Raw genomic sequence first — 24,425 nt, 5'->3', positions numbered from 1 at the left:
TAAAGATTAATTATATACTAAGATTTAACGACATTGTGAATTGTCTTCTTATAGGAAGAGCAACACCTCCTGTATTATAAAACTCTGGATCTTGTCCGTTTAACGCAGAATCTGAATAAATTAGGAACAAGTTAGTACCTTGAAATCTTACGCTAAAAGAAGAAAGACCTAGCTTATCGGTTAATTGCTTATTAAACGAATATCCTAAAGCAATGTTTTTCATTCTTAAGAAATCTCCGTCTGCAACACGAGCAGTTGAATAATTATAAGCATTGTAAGCTAAATTTAAATTATTAATAGTTGCTTCTTGTTGCGCACTAGCAATAACAGGAATATTTGTAAAATTCTCATCTCCAGGAACCGTCCATCTATTTACAAAATCTTTAGAGAAAACATCTAAATCTGAATATTGGCTAGAGTATAAAGGGTTTAAACGTACTTTATTACCACCAGACCCAGTTATTAAAACATCTAAACTCCAATTTTTATACTTAAAACTATTAGAAAAACCTCCAGAAATATTAGGATCTACAGACCCTTCAAAAACTAAATAATCTGTAATATCTACAGAGTCTTGAAAATCTACACCTGTTGTAGCATCAGATCCTTCTGGAAGTGCAAATGTTGGAAAACCTCTACTATCTAAACCATCAAAATTAAAAGAAAACAATGAATTAATTGGGTATCCTTCTATATTACCACCTGTTTGATCTACTAAACCTAACGCAATAGGCGTATTTTCTAGTTTTGTTATTTTTTGATCATAATAAGAAACATTTAAAGATGAAGTCCATTTAAAATCTCCTGTATCTATGTTGGTAGTTGATAAGCCAAGTTCAAAACCATTTGTAGTAACATCTGCGTTATTACCTTGTTTTATAAATTGTCCTCCAATACCAGAAGTTCTAACAAAATCTACGTTATCAAAAATATCTCTAAAATAAACATCACCAGTTAAATATACTTTATTATTAAACAACCCTAAATCAAATCCAAGATTTAATTCATATTGTTTTTCCCAAGTCAATTCAGAGTTTTGTAAATCATCAATATCTAAATAAGTTTCTCTATCTCCAGGAATTAATCTATTGGTTATTAAACTTTCAAATATTGCTGCAGCATTGGTAGCAGAACCTGGCGTTGCAACCAAACCATAAGAACCTCTTAAGGCTAAATTACTAATAGTATTAGAGTCTTTAAGAAAATCTTCATTGGTAGCATTCCATTTAGCACTTACAGAACCTGTAGGCAACCATCTAGAACTTGATGTTTGACCTTGTCTATTAGAACCATCATATCTCCCTGTTAAAGAAAATATATATTTATCATCAAAACCATAAGTTGCTTTTCCAAAAAAGGCAACAGTTCTTTCTCTTTCATTGTTAATTCCAAAATAATTACCACCTTCAGTAATTACTTTTTCTAAAACTCTAGGATCTGTAAATGGTACATATCCATTTTCGTACTGTAAACCATAGCCAGAAAAATTATTGCTACTTCTATCTACATATCTTAACTCTTGCCCCAATAGAACATTTAACTCATGTTTATCTTTAAAAATATTATTATAGTTAAAACTGTTTCTTAAATAATAAGTTGTTAAGTAGTTGTCGTTTTTATTATAAATACCTCCTTCTGGCAAAACAGGAACTGGAGTTGCATTAGGATTTTCTGGATCTGTAAATAAAAAGATATTTGCATCTCTTTCTATAGTTGTTTCATTCGCATTATATGCTTTTATAACATTAGAATTTTCTTTTACATTATGCTCTCTAACACTATTTACATATCTAGCAGCAGAATTAAAATCATAAGTTATATGTTCTGATAATTTATATGAAGCATCTATTTGAAAACGGATATCTCTTAAATTTAAATCTATATAATTATTATCTATTTCTTCTAAAATATTAAAATCCGCCCAGTTATTACGGTAATATTCCAAATTACCATTAGCATCTCTTGGTCTTAAAGTTCTAGAAGTATTTAACGCGTAACTAAATGGATTGATATCAAAATCTCTAGAAACATCTCCAGAAACATTATCTGTCTGACGCTCAAATGTTCCTGGCGCTCTTTGCTCTCTTATAGAAGCATTAGAAGACAGTGTTAAATTAAATTTATCTGAAAAGTAAAAAGTGTTTTTTAAATTAAATGTTAATCTATTTACGTTTTCTGCAACAGACCACCCTGGATCATTAAAAAAACTAACAGAAGCATACATTGCACTCTTTTCTCCACCACCAGAAAAACTTAAAGAATGATTCTGAGTTAAAGACTGTCTAAACAGTTTTTTAAACCAATCTGTGTTCCCTAACTCATATTGTTGTAAAAAACTATTTCTAGCTTCTGGTGTGTTTTCAAGTAAAAACCTTCCAGTTTCAGGATTATACGTATTTGTTCTATTTGCCATAATAGCATAAACCCCTCCATATCTTGCTTGTGCTACACTTGGTAATTCTAAAAAACCTTTAGACTCTAATTCTTTTAAAATACTTAAATTCTCTTTAGAATCTAAAATATCATATTGAGAATAAGAAGGTATATCTCTTACTGTTTGCTCTAAAGAATAAGTTACTTTTAAAGGAGAAGATTTTCTACCAGCTTTAGTGGTAATTACTACAACTCCATTTCTAGCACGTGCACCGTATAATGCTGTAGCAGAAGCATCTTTTAAAATATCTATTTTCCTAATATCATTTGCATTTACACCTGCAATAGATGAACTTATTAAAGTCTCTGCATTTCCTGATGCTAACTGATCTAAATTTGCCTCTACAATATCTTCCTGCACAACACCGTCAATAACATACAATGGCGCATTGTTTCCAAATATTGAAGACGACCCTCTAATAGTAATCTTCGGAGCAGCTCCAAAAGTTCCTGAAATATTCTGAATTGTTACCCCCGGAGTTCTACCTTCTAACATTCTTGCAACATCAATAACTCCATCAATCTTTACATCTTCCATTTTTATGGTAGTTGCAGCACCAGTAAAAGATTTTTTATTTATTTTATCATACCCTGTTGTAATTACTATCCCATTTAAGTTTTCTGAACTTTCAGAAAGAGAAGCATTTATTACAGTATTCTTACCAACTATTTTTTCTAAGGTTTTCATACCTAAATACCTAAACATTAAAATATCTCCAGCTTTTGCCATGATAGAATATTTACCATCAAAATCTGTTTCCACTCCTCTGTTTGTACTTTTTAACACAACCGATACCCCTGGCAGAACACCTGTTTTATCTGAAACAGTTCCAGAGATTTTTTTATCTTGCGCAAAAGTAACTTGCACTACAAACGCCAAAAATAGCGTTAAAATAAAGTTTGTTTTTAATTTCATTTATATCTTGTTTGAATTAATTTCCGTAAACATCATAATTTACTGACAATAAAACAAGACAAATGTTAATTTTAACAAAATAATTAGTGATAATTACCAAAAATTGCCAAATTAACTAAAATACCACATGTGTTTTAAGATAAAACCATATTTTAACATAAAATTTAATAAAAATTGAAATTTCATAAAACACTAATATACTGGTACTTACAAAATAACAGAGATTTACCCTGGCGAAAAACCAAAAATCCATATTTTATTTGGCTGTCAGAAATCATGTTACAACAAACAAGAGTTGCCCAAGGTTTGTCTTATTATTTAAAATTTACCACAGATTTTCCAACTGTTTTTAACCTCGCTAAAGCGGATGAAAGTACCGTTTTAAAAATGTGGCAAGGGTTAGGATATTATTCCAGAGCCAGAAACCTTCACTTTTCTGCAAAACAAATCGCAAATGAATTAAATGGCGAATTCCCATCAACATATAAAGAAATTATAAAACTAAAAGGAATTGGAGATTATACAGCCTCTGCAATTGCGTCTATCTGCTTTAACGAACCCACCGCAGTTGTAGATGGAAACGTTTACAGAGTACTTTCTCGTTATTATGGTATAAATACACCTATTAACTCATCTGCAGGAATTAAAGAGTTTAAAACACTAGCCCAATCATTAATTGACGAAACTCAACCCGGAACCTATAACCAAGCCATTATGGATTTTGGCGCATTACACTGCAAACCTCAAAATCCGCTATGTGATACTTGTCCTTTTTCTGATAGTTGTGTGGCATTAGAAAAAAAATTAACCAAAGAATTGCCTGTAAAAGAGAAGAAAATAAAAGTTAGAAAACGTTATTTTAATTTTCTTGTGATAAAAACCAATGATGATAAAACTATTTTATCCGAAAGAAAAGGAAAAGGGATTTGGCAAGGTTTGTATCAGTTTCCATTAATAGAAAGTGATACAATTATTAATAAAAATCAATTAATTGCATCCAAAGAATTTATCAATCTATTCCCTTTAGAAACCACCATATCACTTTTTAATCCAAAAGAGATTGTACATAAATTATCGCATCAACATTTATATACCCAATTTTGGATTGTAGAAACCGCAAATTCTACCGAAACAACTATAAAATGGAGTGAAATTGAAAAATATCCTGTTCCTATTTTGATTGCAAATTTTTTAGAAACTTTTCGAGCTAAAAAGTAATTGATATTTTTAGTACTTTTGAGGTATTATTATTGAGCATAATATATTTACCTCCTCGAACAATACTGAAATCAAAAATATAAGTTGACTGAAAGTAAGAACGTAGTTTTTCGAGAATTTAAAACCAATAGATCTAGACTACGCAAGATCTAACAACAAAAAAGGGATGGCTGCAGGAACTATAAATAAAGTAATTTTAATTGGTAATTTAGGTGATGACGTTAAAATGCATTATTTTGATGATCAAAACTGTATTGGTAGATTTCCAATAGCAACTAGTGAAAGTTATACAAACAAACAAAACGGAGAAAAAGTTACCTCTACCGATTGGCACAACCTTGTGGTAAGAAATGGATTGGCAAAAGTGTGTGAAAAATACTTATCTAAAGGAGATAAAGTATATGTTGAGGGTAAATTAAGAAACCGACAATGGGAACAAGATGGTGTTAAACGTTATGCTACAGAAATTCATGTAAATGAAATGACCATGTTGTCTACCAAAAAGAATGCAGATAATGTAGCACCAATTACACCACAACAAGACCCAAAACCTGTTGCTCCTGCTCCAAAAGCTGCTGCCCCAGAAGAAGACGATGATTTACCATTTTAATTAATCTAACCTATAACAATTGGACCCAGATCCCGAATTTTTATTTTTTGCTTCAATAGATTTTGTAACTACCTTAAATGCAGTTTTTCTAATTATTCTATTAGTAAGTTCTGCATTAGTTTCTGGAGCAGAAGTTGCCTTTTTCTCTCTTTCTCAGACAGATTTAAATGAACTTTCTAACCACGGAAAAGAACAAAACATCGTTGTATCTTTATTAGAAAGACCCAGAAAATTATTAGCTACAATATTAATAACCAACAATTTTATAAACATTTTAATTGTTTTATTATTTGCATCCTTAGCAGATACAATGTTTGGCAATTTTAACTATCAACTAAATCTTTATTTCTTTACAGTTCCTATTCGTTTTTTATTAGAAATTGTTTTAGTAACCTTCTTAATCCTTTTATTTGGTGAAGTATTACCAAAGGTTTACGCTTCTAGAAATGCGCTTCGTTTTTCTAAAACAATGTCTAAATTTATACATGCAATAAATATTTTGCTAACACCTTTTAGTTTGCCCTTAATAACCCTTACAAAATGGATTGAGAACAAACTGGGTAGTAAAAATTCTAATTTTTCTGTAGAAAGGTTATCACAAGCATTAGAGTTAACTTCTGAAGGCGCTACCACAAAAGATGAACAAAAAATACTAGAAGGCATTGTTACTTTTGGAAACACAGAAACGGTACAAATTATGGTACCTCGTATAGATATATTTGCACTTTCTGACGACGAATCTTACGAAGATGTTTTAAACAAAATTCTAAAAAACGGCTATTCTAGAAACCCTGTTTATAAAGACAACATAGACAATATAGTTGGGGTTTTGTATGCCAAAGATTTACTTGCTCATTTAAATAAAAAAACCTTTAAATGGCAAGAATTAGTAAGAGAACCTTTTTTTGTGCCAGAAAATAAAAAGTTAGATGATTTATTAGCCGACTTTAGAGAGAAAAAAAATCACTTAGCAATCGTTGTTGATGAATATGGAGGAACAAGCGGATTAGTTACCTTAGAAGATGTAATAGAAGAAATTGTTGGCGATATAAATGATGAGTTTGATGATGAAGATTTATCGTACTCTAAAATTGATGAAAACAATTATATTTTTGAAGGAAAAACTTCTATTAAAGATTTTTGTAGGGTTTTAGATGATGAAGATGAAGAAATATTTGAAGAAGAAAAAGGTGAGAGCGAAACCTTAGCTGGTTTTATTTTAGAAATTTCTGGTAAGTTCCCTAAAAAAGGGGAGAAAATAAATTTCAAGAATTACACGTTTACAATACAAGCGTTAGATAAAAAACGCATTAAACAAGTTAAAGCTACTAGAAATGCGTAACATTTTACCCTTACTATTTACAATACTTTTTCTTTCATGTAAAGATGATATTTTACCAAAACCAAAAGGATACTTAAGTTTAACGTATCCTACTAAATCTTACAAAAAATTAGATTTAGAAAGACCTTACTCTTTTGATGTTTTAGAAAACACCCAAGTTATTAATGAAGCAAATAATTGGTTAACTATTAAATACCCAAATTTAAAAGCTTCTATTGATATTACTTACAGACCGGTAAAAAATAACATTAAAGAACTATTAACGGAGGCAGAAAAACTAGTTTTTAAACACACTATAAAAGCAGATCAAATTATTCCAAAAGATTTTATAAACCCAAAAAAAAGAGTTTTTGGAAGTATTTATGACATTACTGGAAATGCCGCCTCTCAAATTCAATTTCATTTAACAGATAGTACCAAAAACTTTATAAAAGGTTCTTTGTATTTTTACGCAAAACCAAACTACGATTCTATTTTACCTGCTGTAAGTTATATTAAAGAAGATATTTTACGCTTAATAGAAACTTTAGAATGGAAACAATAACTTAAATACCACTCACCACTTCCTTACCCCACCCCCAAAAATAAAAATGGAAAACTCACACGGCAAAAATTTATCATTTTTACTTTTAGGAACTCTTTTTGTAAGCACTTCTGGTGTATTAGGAAAATATATTGCTTTACCAGCAGAAGCTATCATTTTCTGCAGAGCTATTTTAGCAACTATTTTTATTTTTATCTTTTGTAAAATTAAAAAGATAGATTTAAAAATAAAATCGAGAGCAGATTTTATTTCTTTTATCATTAGTGGTTTTTTTATGACAGCCCATTGGGTTACTTATTTTATCGCCCTAAAACTCTCTAACGTAGCTCTAGGAATGCTCTCTATCTATACTTTCCCTGTAATTACAGCTTTCTTAGAACCTTTTTTCTCTAAACAAAAATTAAATCCTGTGCATGTATTTTTAGCCGTTATCGTTTTAATTGGCGTGTACATTCTAGTACCTGATTTTTCTTTAGAAAATGATCATTTAAAAGGAATTTTATTCGGAATTTTTTCTGCGTTCTGTTATGCACTTAGAAACCTTACCATAAAAAAACACGTAAAAGAATATGATGGCAGTATGTTAATGCTACATCAAATGATAGTAGTTGCAGTACTTTTAATTCCTACTTTATTTTTTAGTGATTTTACAAACCTACAAAGTCAAATTCCGCTTTTAATACTAGTAGCCTTACTAACCACTTCTATTGGGCATACAATGATGGTACACTCTCTAAAACATTTCTCTGTTGCTACCGCTAGTATTATTAGTAGTGTTCAACCAATTTTTGGAATTATAATTGCCTATCTTTTTGTAAACGAGATACCTAGTTTTAATACTTTTATTGGTGGTGGTTTAATTTTATCTACCGTTATTATTGAAAGTATTAGAAGTAAAAAGTAAAATTACTTAACTAGCTATTACTACCCAACTAATTTAGTTTTCTTATTGTAGGCATCTCCTAAAATACATCATTAACTGTTTTTTTTAGAAGATAACCCTCCTAAAAAACGACAAACTCACAACTCTTATTTTACACAATCATTAATAAAATAGACTTATTTTTAATAATTCCACATCTTAATACTAAAAAAGAACCCTATTTCTCTTAGAATCATCCTGAAAAATAATTTGTAAAATTTATTAAGTTTATTTAGACCAATTATAAATAGTTCTTATATTTGCCGAAAAATAAAAACAAATGCCTTCTTTTTTTAAAACTTTTATACTACTATTTATATCATATACTACTTTTGGTCAAGAAGGAGATTTTTACGGAAAAGTAAAATTTAATAATAACGAAATTGCAGTTGATGCTTACATTGTAATAAGTGGTCAAGATTTTTTTAAGGAAACAACTTCAGACATAAATGGTGATTTTTATTTAAGAAAAGTTCCTTTTGGCGATTATACAATTCACTTTACCTCTTTAAATTCAAAAATTAAAAAAATTAATATTACTCTAAACTCCCCACAAAAAGAAGTAAATGTAGTACTCGATTATACAGTAAACCAATTAGACGAAGTTCTTATTGTATCTAAAACAAGAAAAAAGAAGATTGAAGAAAAGGGTTTTGCCGTAAATGTAATTGAAACCAAAAAAGTAGCCGTACAATCTATTCAAGTTAATGAACTTTTAGACCAATCTGCAGGTGTAAGAGTTAGACAATCTGGTGGTTTAGGTTCTCATACTCATTACAATTTAAACGGAATGACAGGTAATTCTGTTAAAATATTTATTGACGGTGTTCCTATCAGAAATTTTGGCCCTTCGTTTTCTTTAAACAGCATTCCTCCATCATTAATAAAGCGTATTGAAGTTTACAAAGGAGTAGTTCCTCCTCATTTGTCAGATGATGCAATGGGAGGCGCCATAAACATTGTATTAAATGGAGTTACAAAAAATGAATTGCGAGCTTCCGTTTCTGCGGGTTCGTTTGGCACCTATCGCTCAGACGTAATTGGTGGTTACAGAAATAATAAAAACGGATTTACGGCAAGAGGTTCTGCCTTTGTTAATTATGCAGATAACGATTATAAGGTTTGGGGAGACCAAGTAAGGGTAACCCCAGTTTATAAAGGTCCTAGTGTTTTAATAAAAGCAAAACGTTTTCATGACAGATACAGGTCGCAAGGCGGAAAAGCAGAAATTGGGTATACCAACGTAGATTGGGCAGACAAATTTTTATTTGGCGCTTTACTGTCTAACATGGATAAGCAAATACAAACAGGTGCTACTATGGAAATTGTTTACGGTAACAGATTTACAGAACAGCACACTAATATGTATAGTTTAGAATATGCTAAGAAAGATGTTTTTAAAAATTTAGACATTAGTGCTTTTGCTTCTTTATCTACTCTTAACAGAAAAGTAATTGACACAATTGCTACACAATTTAATTGGTTAGGCACACCAATTGTTAATGATAAAAACCAAATTACAGAATGGACAGAAGGTGCAGAAGCTAGTAAACCTACGTTACAAAAAGACATTGACCAAACCTTTAACTCGCGAGTTAATTTAGCTTACAAAATTAAAGAAAACAATACATTGCAATTAAACAATTTACTAAATACATTTAATAGAGATTCTAACGACCCAATACTTCCGGCTGCAGAAAGTGCATTAAAAGAAGAACGGAAATATACCAAAAACATTACAGCTCTTTCTTTTGAAAATTTATCTTTTGAAAAAAAATTACGTACAACTGCTTTTGCAAAGTCGTATTTTATGGATAGAACTTCTAAAATACGCACCCGAACTTCAAACACATCAGGCGCAACCATAGAAATTGAAGAAAACAATATAAAATCTAACAATTTTGGGTATGGAGGAGCAATTTCTTATACAATTTCTCCTAAACTGACAGTATTTGGTTCTGCAGAAAAAGCCATTCGTTTACCAAATGAAGATGAAGTTTTTGGTAATGCTGCTGCAGGAGAATATGCCGCATTAAACCTAAAGCCAGAGCACAGTAATAATTACAACTTAGGAGTTTCCGTTACCAATATTACTTATAAAAAACATACCGTTGGTGTAACCTCTAACCTGTTTATACGTGATACCAAAGATTTAATTATGAAATTTCCCGTAGGAAACGATGAAGAGTTTTTTGAAAGTACCAACATCGGAAAAGTACAAACAAGAGGTTTCGATTTTGAGTTAAACTACAATTACAATAAAGCTTTATTCTTTAATGGTAATACCTCTTTTTTTAATGCTAGAGAATACACAACTACTTTTAATACAGATGGAAAAGCTATTTTAGAATCTTATGACAGACTTAAAAACACACCTTATTTTACTATGAATTATAATGTGAGGTTTATTAAAAAAGACCTCATACAAAAAGGATCTAACTTCTCTTTAATTACCAACTTTTTGTATGTGCACGATTTTCTACGCCACGGAACTAAACTTGGTGGCGCAAACAAAACAACCATACCAACTCAAAAATCTTTAAATGCTGGTTTTGCATACACTTTTCCTAAAAACAAAGTAACACTAAGTTTTGATGTTAAAAATATATTTGATAATCAACTCTTTGATAATTACGCTTTACAAAAACCTGGAAGAGGGTTTTATACAAAACTTACATTTTCAATTTTATAACCACAACTATTAAAAACAAGTATTATGAATTTCAATTTTAAATCTTTATTAAAACTAGCCTGTTTATCGGCTTTAACAGCATCAACTTTTTCTTGTACGAGTAATGATGATGAAGGCTCCTTAACTCCAGATCCATCAACAGAACGCACCTATCATTTAGTATTAGGTTCTAGCTCTACAGGCAACTCTGCAACATATGCACAAGGAGCAACTGTTACAGAACTTAACAACCCTAACAAAACATTTACATTTAGTGGCTTTGGATACGAAATACCTTCTACACGTACTGCAAGAGTATACGCTTCTAATGATGGAAATGTTTTATACAATTTAAATTATGGTGGTGGTACCGTTACAAAGTATGATTATTTAAGTGGTCAAAACTATAATTTAACTGCAACAACGCAAGTTGAAGCTGTTATGGGAACTGCATATCCTCGTTGGACTAAAATTGATGAAAATTACGCCATGTTACAAAACGTAAGTACAGAAAACATTTATGAAGACCCAAATGATGAAACTTCTACATACTTAAAAACGGAAGCAACCATTACTTTAGCGCGTGTAGACTTAAAAACAATGTCTATTTTAGAAGACAATTCTTTTAAATTTCCGATAAGTGAAACAGAAGCTGCAGCCGGTATTTATGTTTCTAGAATTGATGCACCCGTTGTAACAAATGGAAAACTATACTATGGTGTTGCTAAAAGTTTTTACGATGCAACAACAGGAGAAAAAGGTACAATGGTTTATGAGAATATAGAGACTTTAGTAGTAGATTACCCAACTTTAGATAATGAAACAACAATTACTTCTACTTTAGCACAAGGTTCTACAAACGGATATAGAACTCCTGTTGCACATAAGGATGAAAATGGAGACACTTATCAATTGGTTACAAATGGTGATGTTTCTATGATGAAAATTACAAATGGCATTTATGATACTTCTTATGGTAAGTTTGACGTTAAATCTCTTTTAGGACATGGTGCAGAAGCCAATACAGGTTGGTTTTATGTTGGTAACGGAATTGGATATGTTCCTGTATTAAATACTGATAAAGGTGATAATGCAAGTTCTAATTGGGATGTTGTTCGTGTAGACATCTATAACAAAACCGCAATTACCATGAATATTCCTTTAGATTTATGGTTGCGCCAATACCAATGGGCAAGTGTAATTGATGGTAAATTATACATGGCTTTAACTTCTTTAGGTGGTGAAGGAAATGTATATATTTTTAATCCTGAAGACGCTACGGCAAATGGTTTTACAAAAGGAGCTACGTTAAAAACAGGTACTACAGACGCATCTTATATTGGTCTTTTTTAACTAAATTTCTTTTTAAATATTAGATAAAAAGCAAAAGGACGTAAATTAATTTTTCCGTCCTTTTTTTCAGTTAAAAACCTTTCTTATATTGATGTTTGAAATTCTTTAAGTAAAAAAGTATACAAACAAGTCTAGCCCAGATTGAAGTGTCATCCTTTTTTTGTTTTTTCAAAAAAAGATATAACGGAAAGCTGGAAATAGCTTCTAAAACAATTCTTTATTACTAATGTCTAAATAATTACGTTTCACAAAAGAAAGAATGGCTTCTAAGATTTCTCCCATATTAGTACAGTCTTTAAACTTTACATCTCCCACATATTTCATTAATTGCTTCTTTAATAACGCTACATTTTCTGGATAAGAAATGGTATCGTTTTTCATACATCTTATTAAAAATTCTGTTCTTCTTGGCGCTGTAATCATACGTTTTGCCATAAAGGAGCGTTCTTCTATTTTGTATTGTTCTATAGAACTATTTTGTAACTTTTTACTTACCATTTCTACCATTTTAAAGTTTTCCTTCATAAATTGTAGGTTGTAAACTTTTAAATTCCCTTCAAAAGATTGTTGATCGAAATCGATGGCCCTAATCTTATAAATGATGCTAAAAAAATCGTGTGTTGGCGTAACCACATAATTGTAAGAACGCATGTCTCCTAGCAAACGTACCAAGCAACGTTCTTTAAACTTTACAAATTCTTTGGCGATTTGAGATTTTTCTGACTCTGTACATTTTGGTAGGAAGTTTTTGATAAAATCATCTCCCGGAATTCCTACAATATGCTCTTCTATTAACGTGTCTTTATACACCAAAAAATTGATATTATGCGGAGATAATATGTGTTCTAATTCTAAACCGTACACACGAGAAGCATCTGCTTTTTTTACATAGAAATAGGTAAAATTATCATTTAAAATATTTCTTACTTTAATTCTAAAGGGTTTAGAATTCCCAAACGTACAGAAATCTATGGCATCTACATTTAAAAAAGGTAGTGTCGCATCACTTCCATCAGAAAGCAACATCATGTATATTTTCTTTAAACTATTGTCTATTTCTACTCGATCCCATTCAGAATAATAAGTACGTATCCAAAGTGTGTCTTCATCATTTTTATCATACACAGTTACCGAGCCTTGAAAACGCAATAAATCATCATAAAAAATTGGAATTTTTACATTCCTTTTATATTTTTTTAAATAATCACTCAACATCTCATTAACAGGAAATGTTGGTTTTTTTTTAGACATTAATTTTCTTTCTGGCTTCATAGTTTCAAAAATAGACAATATTAAGCAAGTTCAAACATCTTTCCGGGTAAAGGTTTTGTAACTCCTTTTAATTCTAATTGCAATAAAATGGATGATAATTGATAAATAGGAATATTACATTCTAAAGAAATAACATCTAATAATTGTTTCCCTTTATCGTGTAATAAATCATGAATTTTTTGCTCGTTTTCATTGAGTTCTACAAACAATTGTTTCTGAATTGTTTTCGATTTTTCTTGAACATCCCAATTTAACATTTTTACAATATCTGTTGCTGAGGTTAGCAAATGAGCTCTATTATTTTTAATTAAATTATTACAACCTTTACTGTAAATATCGGTAGTTCTACCCGGTACCGCAAATACATCTTTATTATAAGAATTTGCAATATCTGCCGTTACTAATGAACCTCCTTTTGATGCAGATTCTACAATAATGGTTGCTTTAGAAATACCTGCAACAATTCTATTTCGTTTTAAAAAATTTTCTCTCAACGGTGCTTCTTCACTCCAAAATTCAGTTAAAAACCCTCCATTTTCATTTACTTGATTGATATATTTTTTGTGAACCTTCGGATAAATTTGCTCAAAACCATGTGCCAAAACAGCAATAGTCTGTAAATTATTTTCTATTGCCGCTTTATGCGCACAAATATCTACTCCGTATGCAAAACCACTTACAATAATAGGATTATGAACCGCTAGTTCCTTAATTAATTGATTACAAAAATCTCTACCATAAGAACTTATGTTTCTAGTACCTACAATAGAAATAATTCTTTGATTAGAAAAATCTAAGTTTCCATCTTTAAACAATAATATGGGGCTATCCATACAATGTTGTAGGTTTTTAGGATAATCATCATCTAAAAAATAAGTGTAAGAGATATTATTATCTTGAATATATTTTAACTCTTGCTGCGCTAATTCTATGTTTTCTGCATCAAACAAATGTTTTAAAGCGTGACCACCTATTCCGTTAATTTTTGAGAGTATTGCTGACTTTTCTTTAAACACCTGCTCTACATCACCCACGTTTACAATGAGCTTTTTGGCCAAAATATCGCCAACAGCTTTGCATTTTTGTAATCTTAAGACCGCTAATAATTTTTCTTCTTTCAATATGGTAACAATTTGAATACCAATATATAAAATATTTGTTGATAAAATTGTTAAGAAATTGTTTTACAAAACACCATAATTTCTATATTTGTTGCAATGAATTTAGCGACTTACATAAACGATTTACTTTACAGATACGATTGCGTAATTGTACCAGATTTTGGAGGATTTGTAACCAATAGAATTGGTGCAAAAGCCAATAATTTTACACATACTTTTACTCCACCTACTAAACAGGTTACGTTTAATAGTTTGTTAAAACATAACGATGGTTTATTAGCTAATTATATTGCTTCTGCCGAAAACATTTCTTTTGAAAAAGCATCTACTGCTATTTCATTGTCTGTAATTAAATGGCAAAATGAACTACAATCTAGCTCGGTACAAATTGATAATTTGGGTGTGTTATCTTTAAATGAAGAAAAACAAATTATTTTTGAACCTAACATGGCCGTTAACTATTTAACAGCGTCTTTTGGTTTAGACACCGTAACATCTTCTGCTATTTCTAGATATAAAGAACAAGTAAAACCTTTAATTCCTGTTTCTATAAAAGAAGATAAAAAAGGAATTCCTGCATTTATAAAATACGCTGCAACTGCCGCAATTTTATTAACATTAGGCTTTGCGGGTTATAGTGGTTATGAAAATAATCAACAAAAAGTAAACTTAGCAAATCAAGAAAAAGCTATTCAGAAAAAAATACAGTCTGCAACTTTTGTTATTTCTAATCCTTTACCAACTATTAACTTAAACGTTGTTAAAGAAATAGCAAAACCATACCACATTATTGCCGGTGCTTTTCAATTTGCAGAAAATGCACAAAAAAAAGTTGATGAATTAAAAGCAAAAGGATATAATGCTAAAATAATTGGCGTTAACAAATGGGGACTTACTCAGGTTACTTTTAACAGTTATTCTGACCGTAATGAAGCTACAAACAACCTTTATAAGATTCAAAAAACAACTTCTAAAGATGCTTGGTTACTGATTGAAAAATTAGATTAATTCCAATTTTCTTTAACAATTTTAAAACTCTTTTTTAAATAAGCGATTGCTATCTTTGCAAAAAATATTTTTTGATGGAAGCAAAAACGCCAAAAGAATCTTTAACAATACTTACTGATTTAGTATTACCCGGTGAAACTAATTATTTAGACAACCTTTTTGGTGGAGAATTATTAGCAAGAATGGATAGAGCCTGCAGTATTGCTGCAAAAAGACACTCTAGAAGAATTGTTGTTACTGCATCTGTAAATCATGTTGCCTTTAACAAAGCAATCCCTGTAGGGAGTGTGGTAACTATAGAAGCTAAAGTTTCTAGAGCCTTTAACACCTCTATGGAAATTTATGTAGATGTTTGGATAGAAGACAGGCAATCTAGATCTAGAACTAAAGTAAACGAAGGTATTTATACTTTTGTAGCGGTAGATGATACCGGAAAACCAGTTGTTATTCCTCAAGTTAGACCAGAAACAGATTTAGAAGAAACACGTTATGAAGGTGCTTTAAGACGTAAAGAATTAAGTTTAGTTTTAGCCGGAAAACTAAAACCAGGAGATGCCACTGCTTTAAAAGCATTATTTAATTAAATAAAAGAACAATGGAGTTGTACAAATATAAAATCATTTACTCAATTGCAATTTTTATAACTGCCGTTTTAACACGTTTATTAATTACCAATTCTTTAAAGAAAATTCAAACAAAATTCGGATTTCAAAAAGCTAGAATTATAGTAACTAATAAAATTGTTTCTGTACTTATTTATATCACTATAATTGTTGTTATCTCTTTTATTTGGGGTGTTGATGAAAAACAACTACTCGTTTACGTTTCTTCTTTTTTAACTATTTTAGGTATTGCTTTTTTTGCACAATGGTCTATACTTTCTAACATTACAGCAGGCTTAATTTTATTTATAAACTATCCTGTAAAAATTGGTGATACCATAACAATTTTAGAAAAAGACAATAATATTACGGGTGAAATTAGAGATATTGGCGCATTTTTTATCACTTTAAGAACACCAGAAAAAGAATTAATTACACTACCGAACGCTATTATTCTTCAAAAAAATATTAAATATTCTCCACAACCAGACAATTAAATTACCTTCTTAAAATCCAAGAAGAAGGGTTTAAACGTGTTGTATTTTTAAATAACACAAAGATTAATTTTGTTTTTTTAGAAACTTTATCCGTAAAAATCTGACCAATTTTTTGACCTGTCACAACAGTATCTCCTTTCTTAACATACGTTTTTTCTAAATTATTGTATGATGAAATATAATTACCATGCTGAATTAAAACATTTTTTCTACCATCTGCACTTACCAAAACATTTAACACGCTTCCGTTAAAAATAGCTTGCGCATCTTGCCCTTGCTTAGTAACAATATGCAAACCGGTGCCGTTTACAGTAATCCCCGGAAATGATGGATGAGGCTGTTTACCAAATTTTCTAACCACAATACCTTCGCTTACTGGCCAAGGTAATTTCCCTTTATTTAGCTCGAATTTTGTTGCCAAAGCCTTCGCTTCCGGACTTAAAATAAACTCATTCTTTTTAACAGACTTTGGTTTCGTTGGCGCGTTCTTTAATTTTTCTCTTGCTATTCTGTTGGCGCGTTCAATTTCTTCTCGAATTTTCCTATCTATCTGGGCAGTAACTCTTTTCTCTGCTTTTACCTTACTTTGAAGCTCTCTTTTATAACTACTTTCTTTTTTCTTGATGGTAGCTAATAATTTTTCCTGATGTTTTTTATCAACTTCAATTTCCTTTTTTTGATCCTTTTCAGACACTATTAATTTGTCTTTTAAGGCTTTTTGAACTAATAAAGAATCATTTACAGCTTGTACTTCATTTGAGTGATGCACAATCTCTTCTCCTTGTTTTTTTCTAAAATCAGTATACTGCTTCATATACTCTAACCTTTTATAGGCTTGATGAAAATTCTGTGAAGAAAGTAAAAACATCATTCTACTTTGTTGAGATTTACTTTTGTATGATTTAAAAATCATATCTGCATAATCTTCTTTTAGATCTGCTAACTTCTTTCTTAATTCCTTTAACTCTGTTTCATTAACACGAATCTCTTTTGATAAAATTCTAGCTTCTGAGTTAATTGTAGCAATTAATTTAGCCCTAATACTTATTTTTCTATTTAAATCATTTAAGTCTTCTAGCGCATTATTTACTTTTTTCTTTTCTTTAAAAAGTAACGAATTTACCTGCTTAATTTCATAATTAAGTTTTTTACGCTGCTCCTCTAGTTGTTTTCTTGTTTGCCCAAAAACAGAAAAAACACTTAAAAATAAAATAAAAACGGATATGTAAAATTTTCTACTTTTCACTATAATTTAATTTGCTTATACCCTTTAGGAATTGAAAAAGAAGCATCTATATCTTTATTAAACTCAACAGATTTCACAATAAAATCGATGTCTGTAAATTTACCTGGTTGTTTCGCTTTTATATTAATTTCTGATGGAAAAACAGTATCATCAACCACTTTATAAGATGGGTAAAAAATATCTAAACGTTGCTTTTTTACTGAATTTACAATAGATTGCTTGTCTAATTTAAAGTGCGAAGGGTTTACAGAAAAGAAAATATCGAATAAACTTGCTTGTATTTCTGGCGATAAAACATATGAATTACCCTCTATAATAACATTTTGTTTTTGCTCTTTTACATTAGTTAAAGACTGCCCCAATAATAAATTTTGAAGCTGATTAAAATTAATATCTGTCCCCAATAACTTTTTTAACATTGTAAAATCTCCTTCAAAATAATTTTTAGCATAAGGAGAATAATAACTTACGGTTGTTGGTGTTATTTTAGCTTTAAAGACCGTAATAAATTTAGTCCCTTTTAACCAAATTACCTCATCTTTTATCATTTTTAAACTAACCGAAATACTTTGTTTTAATTTTCCATTATTAAAATTGGCTTTCAACTTTGCGTCTACTGTTTTTTTATCAAAATTAGATGCAATATGTTTTCTAGCAACTTTTTTTGCAGACATTTCTACAGCAACACTATTTGCATCTATTAAATTCTTTTTTGTTTTACAAGATGTAAAGACAATTGTAAAGACCACAAAATATTTTAAAAACCTCATTCTTACTCTTTTATTTTTTTTGATTTCTCAAGAAACTTTTTTTCCTCTATAAAATTACCTAAACCTTTGTAAGAAGCTGCCATTTCTTTGTAAAAATCTGCTTCCATCGCATCCTCTATTACAAAATCGATACCATTCTGTAAACTCAATAACGCATCTTTATACTTTTTCTGATAATTTAATGTCTTTCCTTTTATTAAATACACAAAAGGTTGCGCAGGAAAAAGTGCTATTCCTTCCTCTGCATACTTTAAAACTATTTCAGGCTTATCTTTAGATGCTAATAATAGTTGCTTTAAAACGGTATAGGATTTATTCGCTTTAAATTGATCTTCTAATGAGCCAGAGGCAACATCAGTTGTTTTTTCTTCAACTATCGGATTATTTTTTCTTTTTTCTAGACTACTTTTTAATTTTTGAAAAGATGAAGAAAGTCCATTGATCTGCTGCATTCTATTCATTAAAGTAATCGCTTTCTCTTCTTCTTTATTGTTTAAATATAGCTTTACCAACAATTCTTGTCCATTTAAATCAATCTCAACAACTTTTTGTTGAATAGCTATAGCTTCAGAAAAGTTTTTATCTTTTATATGAATCTTAACCAAATGTTTTAGCATCCAAATATTATTTGGTTCACTTTTAAGAGCCCTTTCTACATATTCTTTTGCTAATAAAGTTTTATTAAGTAATAAATAATTTTTAGAAAACTCAAAGTAAACAGCTACATTATCACTAATAATTTGGTTACTGCTTTCTAAATTCTCAATCGCTTTTTGATAATTACCTATTGATTTTTCTGACAAAGCTTTAAAAAAAAATTGCTGAAAATCTAACTCTTTTTCTTCAGTTAAATCCTTAGCAATTGGTATACTATCTTGTGAAAAAGAAAAAAAAGAGAAAAGAAAAAAGAGCATAGAAAAGAGCGCATTCTTACTACTACAAACTCTCTTTATTCTATGCTCTTTATTCTCTATTCTAATCTTCATTTATATTAATTCTGTATAATCACCAATACTTACAGAAGTATATTTACCATTATATTTTGCATGGTTACCAATCATAGCATTGTCTAATTCTGCATTAGAAATTGCCACATTAGATTGAATCAATGAGTTTACAATAGTAGAATTTTCTACAATACTATTGGCTCCAATAGAAACATAAGGACCAATTTTAGTGTTTTTAAGCACTACGTTTTCTCCAATAAAACAAGGTTGTATAATTTCTGAATTTTCTAAAACAACATCTTTAGCAACTAAATTATTACCTGCAGCATGCTCAAAACCTAAAACTTGGTGGTTTGTATCTACAGTTGGATCTTTTTTACCACAATCCATCCAAGCATCTACCCTTCCAGGAATAAATTTTGCGCCTTGTTGTTTTAGAGATTCTAAAACGTTTGTTAATTGATATTCATTATTTTCTTTTAAATCGTTATCAATTAAATATTGAATTTCTTCTAATAATTTATCGCCACTTTTAAAATAATAAATTCCAATAATTGCTAAATCAGAAACAAAATCTTTTGGCTTTTCTATAAAATCAGTAATAATACCATCTTGTAATTTTACAACACCAAAAGCACTTGGGTTTGCTACTTTACTTACCCAAATTGCACCATCTGCATTTACATCTAACGTAAAATCTGCCTTAAACAAAGTATCTGCATACGCAACTACACAAGGCCCACTTAAAGATTCTTTGGCACAATAAATTGCATGCGCAGTACCTAAAGCTTCTTCTTGCACATAAACAGATCCTTTAGCACCTAACTCTGCAGCAATTTCTAACAATTGTGCTTCTGTATCTGTAGGAAACCCTTTGGCTGTAGTACCTATAACAAATGCAATTTCATCAATTTTTTCATCAATAACAGAAGCAATATCTTCTACTAAACGTTGTACAATTGGTTTTCCTGCAATTACTGTTAAAGGTTTTGGAACTGTTAATGTATGTGGTCTTAAACGAGACCCAATTCCGGCCATTGGTACTATAATTTTCATGTTTTAATTTTATTGATAATATGACTGCAATATAACACTAATTAAGAGACCCTAAAAATTAGATTTTCATGAAACACTACTATTTTAAGTCATTAAAAGCTACCTTAATTTACTTCAAAATACAACCTATTTTACACAAAAACAGCCAAGAAATGTTTCTAATAAATTAAATGACCCCAAAAATTCAAGTTAACGCTTGGGTTTTTTGTTTCTTTGCAAAAATAAAATTATTTCTGTGAATTATTTATCAGTTGAAAATATCTCTAAATCTTATGGAGAACGTATCTTGTTTGAAGACATCTCTTTTGGAATTAGTAAAGATCAAAAAGTTGCTTTCGTAGCTAAAAATGGAAGTGGAAAAACCTCTATCTTAAATATTATTGCGGGTTTAGATGTTCCAGACTCCGGACAAGTTGTAAGTAGAAAAGGAATTTCTATTGCTTACTTGGCTCAAAAGGATAACTTAAATGCTGAGTTAACCATAGAAGAAACCATATTTGCAACGGATAATAAAATTCTTTCTATTGTTAATCAATACGAAAAAGCTTTATTAAACCTAGATGATACAGATGCCTACCAAGCTGCTTTTGAGCAAATGGAGCATTACAATGCTTGGGATTTTGAAACGCAATACAGACAAATTTTATCTAAATTAAAATTAGACGATTTAACTTTAAAAGTAGGTGCGCTTTCTGGAGGACAAAGAAAACGTTTGTCTTTAGCCATTGTTTTAATTAATAAACCCGATTTATTAATTTTAGATGAGCCAACAAATCATTTAGACCTAGAAATGATTGAATGGCTAGAAGCTTTCTTTGCCAAAGAAAAAATTACATTATTTATGGTTACCCACGACCGTTATTTCTTAGAACGTGTGTGTAACGAAATTTTAGAATTAGATGAAGGTAAAATATATAAATACAAAGGGAATTACTCTTATTATTTACAAAATAAAGAAGAACGTTTAGCTTTAGAAGCTACCAATTTAGGAAAAGCCAAAAGTTTATTTAAAAAAGAATTAGAATGGATGCGAAAGCAACCAAAGGCTAGAACTACAAAGTCTAAATCTAGAACAGATGATTTTTATCAAATAAAAGAAAAAGCGCATCAGCGTAGACAAGATCATCAAGTTCAATTAGAAATAAACATGGAGCGTTTAGGAAGTAAAATTCTTGAGCTTCATAAAGTATCTAAATCTTTTGGAGATAAGAAAATTTTAGATGGGTTCGATTATGTTTTTAAACGTGGAGAACGTGTTGGTATTATTGGTAAAAACGGAACAGGAAAATCATCTTTTCTAAATATCATTACAGAAACTGCACCTGTAGATTCTGGTAAAGTCATTTTGGGTGAAACCGTAAAATACGGTTATTATACCCAAGCAGGAATCAACATAAAAGAGGGGCAAAAAGTAATTGATGTTGTTAAAGAATTTGGAGAATTTATACCTTTAACAAAAGGAAGAAAAATTTCTGCTTCACAATTATTAGAACGCTTTTTGTTTGATAAAAAGAAACAATATGATTTTGTAGAAAAACTATCTGGAGGTGAGCAAAAACGTTTGTATTTATGTGCTGTTTTAATTCAGAATCCGAATTTCTTAATTTTAGATGAGCCAACAAATGATTTAGATGTTGTAACCTTAAATGTGTTAGAAAACTTCTTATTAGATTACCCAGGAAACCTTTTAGTAGTTTCTCATGACAGGTATTTTATGGATAAAATTGTAGACGCACTATTTGTTTTTAGAGGTGAAGGAATTGTAGAAAATTTCCCAGGAAATTACTCAGATTTCAGAGCCTATGATGATGGCTCTGCATTAACAGAAATTGTACCCAAACTAATAGAAAAAAAGGTTGAAAAAAAAGCAACTAAAAACACTTTAAGTTTTAATGAAAAAAGAGAATTTGGTGCTTTAGAAGGTGATATTGAAAGACTTCAAAGAAGAAAAGAAACCATTGAAAAGCAGTTTTTAAATGTAGAAATTGCTCCTGATGATATTGCCAAAAAATCTGAAGAGCTACAAGAAACGATCACTAATTTAGAGCAAAAAGAAGAACGTTGGTTAGAGCTTTCTATGAAATTAGAAGACTAAAAATTATTGCACAGAGATTCACCGATAAACTGTGTAGAGACCTTGCAGAATGAAATAAATTTTATTCACCTGCAAGGTCTTTTTTTTTGACCTTGTAGCTGTTATAGTAAATAGCTTAAATACCTACAAGATTTTTGAAACCTTGCAGAAATTTTTTTTTATTTTCTTTCCGTGTCGCTTAGTTTCTCAATGAATCTCCTTGCAACAACTAAACACTTACAATATCTTTATCTGTTAATAATTTTTGGTTGTTAAAACGCAATAAAATTTGAGCCACTGCAATCGTATCTTTTTCGCAATACGTTACAATTCTTTGTATGTTTTTTTCTTTATAATACACATCAGCAACCTCACTCCCATCAATATCATCTTTAGGAGATGGAATTCCTAAAATAGACGTTAATAATTTTAGAGAGGTATAATGTTTATAATCTCCAAACTTCCACAATTCTAAAGTATCTATATGCGGAACTTCCCACGGTTTCTTGCCAAATAAATTTAATTTATTAGGTAAATCTATTTGATGTACAATCATTCTTCTGGCAATAAACGGAAAATCGAATTCCTTACCATTATGCGCACATAAAACGTTGCTTTTCTTCGTAAAATGCTTGTTCAATAAAACCTTAAAATCAATTAAAAGTTGATGCTCATCATCACCATAAAAAGAAGTTAAACGCAATTGTTTTATATTTTCTACATCTACAAAATACCCCACAGAAATACAGATTATTTTCCCAAACTCTGCCCAAATTCCGGCACGTTCATAAAATTCTGCTGCCGTAGTATCTTCTTTACGTTGATACAGTGTTTTCTTTGCGTAAAGCTCTTGTGTTTCTTTAGACAGCTGTTCCCAATTTTCGTATTCAGGAACCGTTTCAATATCCAAAAACAGGACATCATTTAGTTTTAAAGGTAAATTCATAGCAATATATTTTCTTTTTCACCTAGAAAGATACTAAAAATAAAAAAGCCTCGAATTAATTTCGAGGCTTTATAAATAAAAATGAGTTTAGAAATTATCTAATCACTAATTTTTTTGTTGATGTTTTAGCTCCTTCTGTAACTTTTAAAATATAAACACCAGAATTAATTCCGGATACATCTAAATTTTTCTTTAAACCAGAAAAAGAAGTAGAAAACACTTTTTTACCAATAACACTAAAAACAGCTACCTGTTTAGTATCTGAACTGCTACTAGAAACTGTAAACTTTTTATCTGTAATTGGGTTTGGGTATGTTGCAAAACCTTCTATTGCATTATTTTTTACTGATGCAGTAGCGTTGTGGAAAAATGATAAATCATCCCAATAAACCGTAACACCTTTATAAGTTCTTAATTCGAAATAAAATGCTTCTGCACCTGCTGGGGCAGTTACTGTAACCTCATATTTAGCCCAACTACCAAAGTTATTACTTAAATAACCATTAGAATTATCTCCTCCTCTTATTTTATCATCTGTAGCCTCATCTGTTATAGAACTATTACCTGCGTCTTTCCAATAAGACCAAATACGTATATCTGTTCCGTCTGTTTCTACATCAACTTTATACCAAAGTGTAATTGTATAGCTGTCTCCAGCAACAACACCAGTAATTGTTTGAGATAGATCTTTTGTACCTCCTACATGCTTTGCTGAAAAAGAACCACCATGTATCTCCGTAGCCTCTTTAGTTGTGTTTTCTGCTTTTGTCCAACTTGTTGGAGATGTATCATCATCCCAATTTTCTAAACCTCCGTTTAAAAGCATTTCTTGTCCAAAAGAAACTCCTGTTAAGCAAAGTGTCATTAATAAAGTAAA

Annotated in this window: 20 protein-coding genes; 11 read left to right on the top strand and 9 right to left on the bottom strand. The window is 30.3% G+C overall.

The genetic code is table 11. The annotated features are described in order from the left end of the window. Positions 1-10 precede the first annotated feature (10 nt). Positions 11-3,349, bottom strand: coding sequence for a SusC/RagA family TonB-linked outer membrane protein (locus JOP69_RS13545; RefSeq protein WP_203393257.1), 3,339 nt, complete (start codon positions 3,347-3,349; stop codon positions 11-13). Between the two features lie 174 nt (positions 3,350-3,523). Between JOP69_RS13545 and mutY the strand changes: the two genes are divergently transcribed. The 7 genes from mutY to JOP69_RS13510 all read left to right on the top strand — a co-directional run bounded on the left by mutY (position 3,524) and on the right by JOP69_RS13510 (position 12,009). Next, positions 3,524-4,567, top strand: coding sequence for an A/G-specific adenine glycosylase (gene mutY / locus JOP69_RS13540; RefSeq protein WP_203393258.1), 1,044 nt, complete (start codon positions 3,524-3,526; stop codon positions 4,565-4,567). 166 nt (positions 4,568-4,733) lie between these two features. Beyond that, positions 4,734-5,177, top strand: a complete 444-nt coding sequence (locus JOP69_RS13535) for a single-stranded DNA-binding protein (RefSeq protein WP_203393259.1) — start codon at positions 4,734-4,736, stop codon at positions 5,175-5,177. Positions 5,178-5,196: 19 nt separating this feature from the next. After that, complete coding sequence (locus JOP69_RS13530; RefSeq protein ID WP_203393260.1) at positions 5,197-6,519, top strand: gliding motility-associated protein GldE; 1,323 nt, start codon at positions 5,197-5,199, stop codon at positions 6,517-6,519. Further along, entirely contained in the window at positions 6,512-7,063 is a 552-nt protein-coding gene (gene gldD, locus JOP69_RS13525) for a gliding motility lipoprotein GldD (protein ID WP_203393261.1), read from the top strand. Before JOP69_RS13530 ends, gldD begins: the two co-directional genes overlap by 8 nt. 46 nt (positions 7,064-7,109) lie before the next feature. After that, positions 7,110-7,967, top strand: a complete 858-nt coding sequence (locus JOP69_RS13520; protein ID WP_203393262.1) for a DMT family transporter — start codon at positions 7,110-7,112, stop codon at positions 7,965-7,967. 298 nt (positions 7,968-8,265) lie between these two features. Next, a complete protein-coding gene (locus JOP69_RS13515; protein WP_203393263.1) occupies positions 8,266-10,677 on the top strand; it encodes a TonB-dependent receptor in 2,412 nt (803 codons plus the stop codon). 24 nt (positions 10,678-10,701) lie between these two features. Continuing rightward, positions 10,702-12,009, top strand: a complete 1,308-nt coding sequence (locus tag JOP69_RS13510; protein ID WP_203393264.1) for a hypothetical protein — start codon at positions 10,702-10,704, stop codon at positions 12,007-12,009. Positions 12,010-12,213: 204 nt separating this feature from the next. Here the strand turns inward: JOP69_RS13510 and JOP69_RS13505 are convergent, their stop codons facing one another. Together JOP69_RS13505 and dprA are read right to left on the bottom strand one after the other, a co-directional pair. Beyond that, a complete protein-coding gene (locus JOP69_RS13505; protein ID WP_203393265.1) occupies positions 12,214-13,281 on the bottom strand; it encodes a hypothetical protein in 1,068 nt (355 codons plus the stop codon). 20 nt (positions 13,282-13,301) lie between these two features. Then, positions 13,302-14,402 (bottom strand): DNA-processing protein DprA, encoded by a 1,101-nt coding sequence (dprA, locus tag JOP69_RS13500; protein ID WP_203393266.1) that lies wholly within the window; start codon positions 14,400-14,402, stop codon positions 13,302-13,304. Positions 14,403-14,498: 96 nt separating this feature from the next. Here dprA and JOP69_RS13495 point away from each other — a divergent pair, with 96 nt between their 5' ends. The 3 genes from JOP69_RS13495 to JOP69_RS13485 all read left to right on the top strand — a co-directional run bounded on the left by JOP69_RS13495 (position 14,499) and on the right by JOP69_RS13485 (position 16,509). Then, positions 14,499-15,410 carry an SPOR domain-containing protein gene (locus tag JOP69_RS13495; RefSeq protein WP_203393267.1) on the top strand — a complete coding sequence of 304 codons (912 nt, stop codon included), beginning with the start codon at positions 14,499-14,501 and terminating at the stop codon, positions 15,408-15,410. A gap of 74 nt (positions 15,411-15,484) precedes the next feature. After that, positions 15,485-15,994 (top strand): acyl-CoA thioesterase, encoded by a 510-nt coding sequence (locus JOP69_RS13490; RefSeq protein ID WP_203393268.1) that lies wholly within the window; start codon positions 15,485-15,487, stop codon positions 15,992-15,994. A gap of 11 nt (positions 15,995-16,005) precedes the next feature. After that, positions 16,006-16,509, top strand: a complete 504-nt coding sequence (locus JOP69_RS13485) for a mechanosensitive ion channel domain-containing protein (protein ID WP_203393269.1) — start codon at positions 16,006-16,008, stop codon at positions 16,507-16,509. A gap of 1 nt (position 16,510) precedes the next feature. On the opposite strand, the gene JOP69_RS13480 is transcribed toward JOP69_RS13485, so the two are convergent. From JOP69_RS13480 to JOP69_RS13465, 4 genes are read right to left on the bottom strand one after another with little or no spacing between them, the layout of a single operon-like run. After that, positions 16,511-17,755, bottom strand: coding sequence for a murein hydrolase activator EnvC (locus JOP69_RS13480; protein ID WP_203393270.1), 1,245 nt, complete (start codon positions 17,753-17,755; stop codon positions 16,511-16,513). Next, positions 17,755-18,525 (bottom strand): DUF4292 domain-containing protein, encoded by a 771-nt coding sequence (locus JOP69_RS13475; protein WP_203393271.1) that lies wholly within the window; start codon positions 18,523-18,525, stop codon positions 17,755-17,757. Before JOP69_RS13475 ends, JOP69_RS13480 begins: the two co-directional genes overlap by 1 nt. Positions 18,526-18,527: 2 nt before the next feature. Further along, positions 18,528-19,511, bottom strand: a complete 984-nt coding sequence (locus JOP69_RS13470; protein ID WP_203393272.1) for a lipopolysaccharide assembly protein LapB — start codon at positions 19,509-19,511, stop codon at positions 18,528-18,530. Continuing rightward, entirely contained in the window at positions 19,512-20,528 is a 1,017-nt protein-coding gene (locus JOP69_RS13465; protein ID WP_203393273.1) for a sugar phosphate nucleotidyltransferase, read from the bottom strand. Between the two features lie 235 nt (positions 20,529-20,763). On the opposite strand from JOP69_RS13465, the gene JOP69_RS13460 reads away from it, so the two are divergent. After that, positions 20,764-22,623 carry an ABC-F family ATP-binding cassette domain-containing protein gene (locus tag JOP69_RS13460; RefSeq protein ID WP_203393274.1) on the top strand — a complete coding sequence of 620 codons (1,860 nt, stop codon included), beginning with the start codon at positions 20,764-20,766 and terminating at the stop codon, positions 22,621-22,623. Between the two features lie 208 nt (positions 22,624-22,831). Here the strand turns inward: JOP69_RS13460 and JOP69_RS13455 are convergent, their stop codons facing one another. Further along, on the bottom strand, positions 22,832-23,548 hold the full coding sequence (locus JOP69_RS13455) for a 3'-5' exonuclease (RefSeq protein ID WP_203393275.1): 717 nt from the start codon (positions 23,546-23,548) through the stop codon (positions 22,832-22,834). A 94-nt stretch (positions 23,549-23,642) separates the two neighbouring features. Beyond that, positions 23,643-24,413, bottom strand: coding sequence for a T9SS type A sorting domain-containing protein (locus JOP69_RS13450; protein WP_203393276.1), 771 nt, complete (start codon positions 24,411-24,413; stop codon positions 23,643-23,645). Positions 24,414-24,425: the final 12 nt, after the last annotated feature.

Origin of the sequence: Polaribacter sp. Q13, from assembly GCF_016858305.2 — a bacterium.
In the GTDB taxonomy this organism is placed as follows: domain Bacteria; phylum Bacteroidota; class Bacteroidia; order Flavobacteriales; family Flavobacteriaceae; genus Polaribacter.
Note: the sequence above shows the minus strand (reverse complement) of the source record. Positions and strands in the feature narration are given on the sequence as shown.

Bases quoted from the DNA above. Each gene is read 5' to 3' on its own strand.
- JOP69_RS13515 (WP_203393263.1), top strand. From the start codon at position 8,266: ATGCCTTCTTTTTTTAAAACTTTTATACTACTATTTATATCATATACT.
- JOP69_RS13465 (WP_203393273.1), bottom strand. From the start codon at position 20,528: ATGAAAATTATAGTACCAATGGCCGGAATTGGGTCTCGTTTAAGACCA.
- JOP69_RS13470 (WP_203393272.1), bottom strand. From the start codon at position 19,511: ATGAAGATTAGAATAGAGAATAAAGAGCATAGAATAAAGAGAGTTTGT.
- JOP69_RS13510 (WP_203393264.1), top strand. From the start codon at position 10,702: ATGAATTTCAATTTTAAATCTTTATTAAAACTAGCCTGTTTATCGGCT.
- JOP69_RS13520 (WP_203393262.1), top strand. From the start codon at position 7,110: ATGGAAAACTCACACGGCAAAAATTTATCATTTTTACTTTTAGGAACT.
- JOP69_RS13545 (WP_203393257.1), bottom strand. From the start codon at position 3,349: ATGAAATTAAAAACAAACTTTATTTTAACGCTATTTTTGGCGTTTGTA.
- JOP69_RS13475 (WP_203393271.1), bottom strand. From the start codon at position 18,525: ATGAGGTTTTTAAAATATTTTGTGGTCTTTACAATTGTCTTTACATCT.
- JOP69_RS13505 (WP_203393265.1), bottom strand. From the start codon at position 13,281: ATGAAGCCAGAAAGAAAATTAATGTCTAAAAAAAAACCAACATTTCCT.
- JOP69_RS13535 (WP_203393259.1), top strand. From the start codon at position 4,734: ATGGCTGCAGGAACTATAAATAAAGTAATTTTAATTGGTAATTTAGGT.
- gldD (WP_203393261.1), top strand. From the start codon at position 6,512: ATGCGTAACATTTTACCCTTACTATTTACAATACTTTTTCTTTCATGT.
- JOP69_RS13490 (WP_203393268.1), top strand. From the start codon at position 15,485: ATGGAAGCAAAAACGCCAAAAGAATCTTTAACAATACTTACTGATTTA.
- JOP69_RS13485 (WP_203393269.1), top strand. From the start codon at position 16,006: ATGGAGTTGTACAAATATAAAATCATTTACTCAATTGCAATTTTTATA.
- JOP69_RS13450 (WP_203393276.1), bottom strand. From the start codon at position 24,413: ATGACACTTTGCTTAACAGGAGTTTCTTTTGGACAAGAAATGCTTTTA.
- JOP69_RS13495 (WP_203393267.1), top strand. From the start codon at position 14,499: ATGAATTTAGCGACTTACATAAACGATTTACTTTACAGATACGATTGC.
- JOP69_RS13455 (WP_203393275.1), bottom strand. From the start codon at position 23,548: ATGAATTTACCTTTAAAACTAAATGATGTCCTGTTTTTGGATATTGAA.